General features: G+C 68.6%; 4 protein-coding genes and 1 pseudogene. 1 reads left to right on the top strand and 4 read right to left on the bottom strand.

What is annotated here, in order from left to right; translation table 11 throughout:
* From JF66_RS16500 to JF66_RS16485, 4 genes and pseudogenes are all read right to left on the bottom strand, one after another.
* Positions 1–802, bottom strand: a pseudogene (locus JF66_RS16500) (hypothetical protein); the annotation flags it as partial.
* Between the two features lie 235 nt (positions 803–1,037).
* Positions 1,038–3,584 (bottom strand): ATP-binding protein, encoded by a 2,547-nt coding sequence (locus tag JF66_RS16495; protein ID WP_035879731.1) that lies wholly within the window; start codon positions 3,582–3,584, stop codon positions 1,038–1,040.
* Positions 3,585–3,606: 22 nt separating this feature from the next.
* On the bottom strand, positions 3,607–4,260 hold the full coding sequence (locus JF66_RS16490; protein ID WP_035879733.1) for a response regulator transcription factor: 654 nt from the start codon (positions 4,258–4,260) through the stop codon (positions 3,607–3,609).
* A gap of 315 nt (positions 4,261–4,575) precedes the next feature.
* Positions 4,576–5,196, bottom strand: coding sequence for a thymidine kinase (locus JF66_RS16485; RefSeq protein WP_035879730.1), 621 nt, complete (start codon positions 5,194–5,196; stop codon positions 4,576–4,578).
* Positions 5,197–5,335: 139 nt separating this feature from the next.
* Between JF66_RS16485 and JF66_RS16480 the strand changes: the two genes are divergently transcribed.
* Positions 5,336–5,607, top strand: a 272-nt coding sequence (locus tag JF66_RS16480) for a hypothetical protein (protein ID WP_035879729.1), incomplete at its 3' end; no start/stop codon positions are given.

The raw sequence follows: 5,607 nt of genomic DNA, 5'->3' as shown, positions 1-5,607 counted from the left end.
GTGCCGTGCCGCCGGGGTCGACCCTCGTCGCCGCCCCGCCGTCGAGCGGCTGTTCGATCAGGGTGGTGCGGGTGGCCACGAGCACGGTGTCGGAGTCGGGCCCGCTCTGTTGCAGCACGGCGCCCTCCGCGTCGGGCACGGCGGCGGAGCGTCCGCCCGGGAGCAGAAGTGTGCCGGTACCCGAGTCGAAGACCACGCTGTCGCTTCCGACCGCCGCGATCGACACGGTGGACGTCGCGGTGAGCGGGGCGAGTGGCGTGACGACGGGCTCGGCCGGCCCGGCGTCGGTCATGGGCACGGTCACGAGCAGTCCGTCGCGCACGGACACCGCGCGCACCGTTCCGTCGCCGCCCACGGTGGCCGCGGCGCCCGCGCCGAGCGAGATCACCGGAACGGCGCCGTCGAGCACGAAGGACTCGAGCTGGTTCGCGGCGGTGACGAAAAGATCGCCCTGTGCGGGATCGAGAATCGCGACGGTCTCCCCGCCGAGGGTGACGGATGCCGCGGCCGGCACGTGCACGGCGCTGCCGAACACGACGCTGGCCGGATCGATGACGCTCACGGTGGCGCTCGCGCGGTTGTGCGTGATGACGGTGCGCCCGGATTGCAGGATGTCGAAGTCGTTCTCGCTCGTGCGCAGACCGGATTCGAGCACCTGGGACTGGTAGTTCAGGTGGCCGACCAGCAGGCTCGACTGCTTCGTGACCCAGACGCCGCCGTCGTTGAGCTCCACGTCGGCGGTGGCGAAGCCCGGGTACAGGAACGCCACGACGGTCAGCACAAGACTGGAGGAGGTAAGCATGCCAAGGGCCGCGACGGATCGAGGCCGCCGCACCACGCCTCTCAGCATCCCATCCCCCCTCGTGATCACAACCTTTCCCGGTCGATCGCGGTCGCGCAGAGATCAGGGCGTACCTAGTATCACGGTGGCCGATCGCACCGGTCACGCCCCAGTTCTGGGGTTGAGCGGACGTATCTGCGCTGGCGCCGGCTCATCCCGGCGGGCGGGCCGTGGCCGGTGAGCGAGTCTTGGCCGGTCAGGCGTCGCGGGCGGAACCGTCGGCATCCACCACGAGCATGCGATGCTCCGTGGATTGCACCACGATGGTGGCCAGCTCGGCGCGCCCGGTGGGCAGGATCCGCAGCGTGAAGCTGCCGAAAGACAGCGCATCGAGCTGGTCGGCGACGAGTCGGGCGAAGAGGGTCACGTCGGTGAGCTGGTTGTCGCCGCTGTCGTCGAGCAGGGTGACCTCCACGCCGCGGGTCCGGGCGTTTCGGGTGGCGGTGATGATCGGCTCAACGAACAGGCTGCGCGCGCGGATGGCATCGCGCAGGCTGCCCTCCACCAGGAGGCACTCGGCGCGCTCGGCGTCATCGAGCGCGTACGGCAGGGTGAGTCGGGTGAGTGCCGGGCGCGCGAGCGCATTGATCCGGGCCAGCTGCACCTCCCGCTCTTCCACGACCGCGCCGGTCGTGGCCTCACTCGAGGCCCGTTCGCCGCGCTCCCGAATGAACACGAGCAGGGTGCGGCCCGAGCGGCGCATCCCGAGGGCGAACAGCGTTCCCACCAGAAGCGTTCCGCCGTGCCGAACCACCAGGTTCACACCGTCGACCAAGGTCAGCCCGTTCACCACGGCCCACGCCACCGTGGCCGCGGCGAGCGCGGCATACCCCACCCATGCCCAGCCGATGCGTCCCCGCGCCACGAGCACGACGAGCACGAGGGTAACGGCGCCCAGATGCCAGTGCGCGAACGGTTGGTCGTCGAGCGGCGAGATCTGCAGGTACATGAGCCCGGCCGTCACGCTGCACAGCAGGAGGATGCCGAACATCCGCGGGTAGGCAAACGGATCCCTCGCCGGAAGGGTGATCCACAGGGCGGCCACCGACACCGACACGAGCGCCAACAGGTCGACAGGCATGCCGAGCGGCTTGCGGGCCAGCGACTCGGAATCGGAAAACGCGAGCAACGCGTGCACGGAGATGAACAACAGCAGCACGGTCAGGGCCAGCGGGGTCGAGAGCCCGAGCGTGCCCGAGAGCGAGAGAGAGTCGCGTCCCTGACCGGTCGGGATTCTGGCGGTGGCCGGGTGGGGATCGATGCGGGGGGCGACGCGGCGGTCAGGATCCACACGACGGTCGACGGGCACCCGGGCCGGCGTACGTCGGTCGGCACTCACCCGTCGGTCGGCGCTGAAGCGCCGGTCGAAGTCGGGGCTGTCGGCCGACGCGAGCGACGCGACCGCCGCCGAGGACTGGATCGACAGACGGGCGGGTATGTCTCTGATCGCGCCGGGGGGAATCCACGTAATGAGCACCTCGGTGCCGAACCCCGGACTGGACCGCACCACCCCGGAACCGCCGGGGATCCGCTGCATACGCCCGACGATGCTCTGCGCGATACCGAGACGCTCGCCCGGCACGAGTGCCGGGTCGAAGCCCGCCCCGTCATCAGAGACGAGTACCTGGATGCCGCCGCCCGCGGGACGCACGGTGACCCGGCGGATGACCGTGCGCCGGTGCCCGACTCCGGCGGCGGCCATCGAGTTGCGCAGCGCCTCTCCCACCGCACCGACCACCGCGTCACGGACATGCACCGGAACCAGGCGTTCGAGGTGGAGCTCCGAGCGCAGAATCACGTCCGGCGCGAGTTCACGGGAGAGGGCCGCGATGCGCAGCCAGACGGCAGACCGCAGCACGACGTCGAATCGCGTCGGCAGACTGAGCGCGTCGAGCTTCTCGATGGTGGTGGCGGCCTGGCGGGCAATGACGGCGGGGTCTGCCCGGCCGAGGCCGGCCACGAGCAGGGTGGAGATCACGCTGTCGTGCACGAGGGCGTCGATGATCTGGCGCTCCTGCGTTCGGGCTGCTCGAGCCGCTCGGCGGGCAGCCGCTGCTCGAGCCAGTTGAGCAGCGGCCTCGATCCGCCCGGCGCTGCGCCGGAGGGCAAGGGTGAAACCGACGAAGACGCTGATCAGCAGCAGCGAATACAGCCCGTCTTCCAGGCCGACGAGGGCCGGTCGGTAATTGGGCGTCGTGACGGCGCGCACGAACGCGCTCAGGGTGCAGGCCACCAGAATGAACAACCAGGACACCCACCCGCGCTCGGCCACGGCCACGGCGACGCACGGAATGCCGGTGAACGTGAGCACCCACGGGATTCCCAGACCCGGCGGCAGTGCGTGCGCATTGAGCGCCAACCAACTCACGAGGATCACCAGGAAGACGCCGCCGTGCACGAGGGCGAGCACGCGCAGCACGGACAGCGATGCGTGCCGGGACAGCGCCGCCGACAGCACCGGGAGCCCGAAGACCAGCAGCCACGCCGTCCACGACAACCACAGCGCCAGCTCGTGCGCCTGCGCGAGGAACGGCTGGATCGACAGCACGGCGAAGATGATCGCACCGCCGCCGGCCGCGAGGTAGAGCATGCGGGCGAGTCGCTCCCGTGCCCCGTCGACGAACGCGGGAGCGTCGCTGCCGTCCGTCTGCACGCGACCGGCCGTGTGCAGCGATGTCGGGACGGCACCGCGAACGCTCGGGCGCGCCGGTTCCGCATCGACGGGTGCGGTCAGCGGGGTCACGGGATGGGCGGCCGTCTCGTGGTCAGTGCTGTCCGGGAATGGGCAGAATACCGTCTTCGAGAGCGCGTTTGTACAGGTCGATCTTCGTGTTGGCCGGTCGGCCGACCCGTTCGTACTTCGATCGCACCCGACGGATGTAGTCGATCACCGTGGACTCCGACAGCCCCGTTTTCGAGGCCACGAGGGGCGCCTTCGCCCCCGCGGCGTAAAGGGAGAGCACCTCGCGCTCGCGCGGGCTCAGGGCGGCATTGGAGATCTCCGGATCGCCGTCGAGGGCCGCCGCCCAATCGGTGGACGCGATGGTCTCACCGAGCGCCGCGCGCGCGACGGCATCGAGCAACACCGCGGCGGGCTCGGACTTACGCACGACACCGAGCACCCCCGAGCGCGCCGCGGCGCGCATGAGCTGCGCGTCGTCCCCGCCCGTGAAGGCAAGGACCTGGGTCCCTCGCTCCCGCAGCCGGCGCACGTTGCTCGTGACCGTTGACCCGTCGGACAGGCGCAGGTCGAGGATGACGAGGTCGATCTTCTCGTCCGGGGGCGTTGCATCCAGAAGCTCGGTCACAGTCGCTACCGTGCCGACAACGTGAATATTGCCGATGGTCGAAAACAGTTCAGCGAAACCGCGTGCGACGATTTCATGATCATCAATAAGCGCCACTCTGTAGCGGTACATGCTCACAACCCTAATAGGGGGACAGACCGGTACGTGTATCCACAAGCCCTGTCGCAGTCCGACGTGGCGAAATCGTGACCCTTGGCCCATAAACGTATCGCACAGGGGGAAAAACTGCATAAAAGCACGGTGGTGCCACTCAATATGGGGGCCGATGGAAGTAACGGCTACCGCATTACTGGGGGTGTACCTACAGTTGAGCCTGGGGAACATAACGGGGGTACCGGGGGTGTTGAGGCATTCGCGACTTCCGAACAGGAGCTTGCGGGTGCCTCACCTATGGTTTCCATCCGCCATCGCACCGACACGAGGCGCTCAGGATCGGCTTCGCGTGTTGAGAACGCCGCCACTTTCTTCGAGATAGCACGAACCGCACAGCGATTCGTACGTCACCTCCGCTTCGTCGATCGCGACCTGATCGCCGTCGAAGACATAGACGCCGTCGACCTTGCGCCCGTTGAACACCGCCTTACGCCCACACCGGCAAATCGTCTTGAGCTCTTCGAGGCTGTGAGACACCTCAAGCAATCGCCGACTGCCGGGAAAGGCGACGGTCTGGAAGTCCGTTCGAATGCCATACGCGAGCACGGGGACATTCTCCAGGATGGCGATGCGCAGCAGGTCATCCACCTGCGTCTCGGTGAGAAACTGTGCCTCATCGAGCAGCAGAGCGCTCACGTCGAGCCCGGTTTGGGCGAGCACCTGCGCGCGGTGCAGTTGGAAAGTGGCGAGGGCATCCGTATCCGGCGTCAGCAGATAGTCGACTGCGCGGGTGACGCCGAGCCTGGAGAGGATACCGCGGTCACCCTTCGTGTCAACGGACGGCTTGGCGAGCAGCACCTGGTGCCCCCGCTCCTCGTAGTTGTAGGCGGCCTGGAGCATAGAGGTGCTCTTGCCGCTGTTCATCGCTCCGTAGCGGAAGTAGAGCTTCGCCATCAGTACTCGTTTCTGGTTGCGGCCGCAGCCAGGGTGGGTCGTTCGCGGGCGCTCCCGGTCTCGATGCGCACGGAAAGTTGGTGACCGCGCACGGTGACACGCACGTGCGCGAATTCCACCCGGAGGCAGCGACGAACGGATGCACGAGCCGGCTCAGCTGGCGCGCGCTCACCGGCACGGAGGCCTCAAGGGCGACCGTCGTCGACGGGTGCCCAGCCTCGGCCGTGCCCGACTGGACTCCGGAGACCCGAAGCGAGAGCCCGGCCGTCTCGGCCGGGTCGCCGGAGATGCGAAGCGAGAGCCCGGCCGGGTCGAACCCGCGCTGGCCGAACAGCATCACGAGCAGGGCGCCGAGGGCGGCACGCTGACGCGCGGTGAACCGTGCGGCGCGGCGGCCCTCGTCGTCGGCGG

Source organism: Cryobacterium sp. MLB-32 (genome assembly GCF_000738085.1).
Taxonomy (GTDB): domain Bacteria; phylum Actinomycetota; class Actinomycetes; order Actinomycetales; family Microbacteriaceae; genus Cryobacterium.
This window is presented reverse-complemented; position numbering and strand designations above follow the sequence as displayed.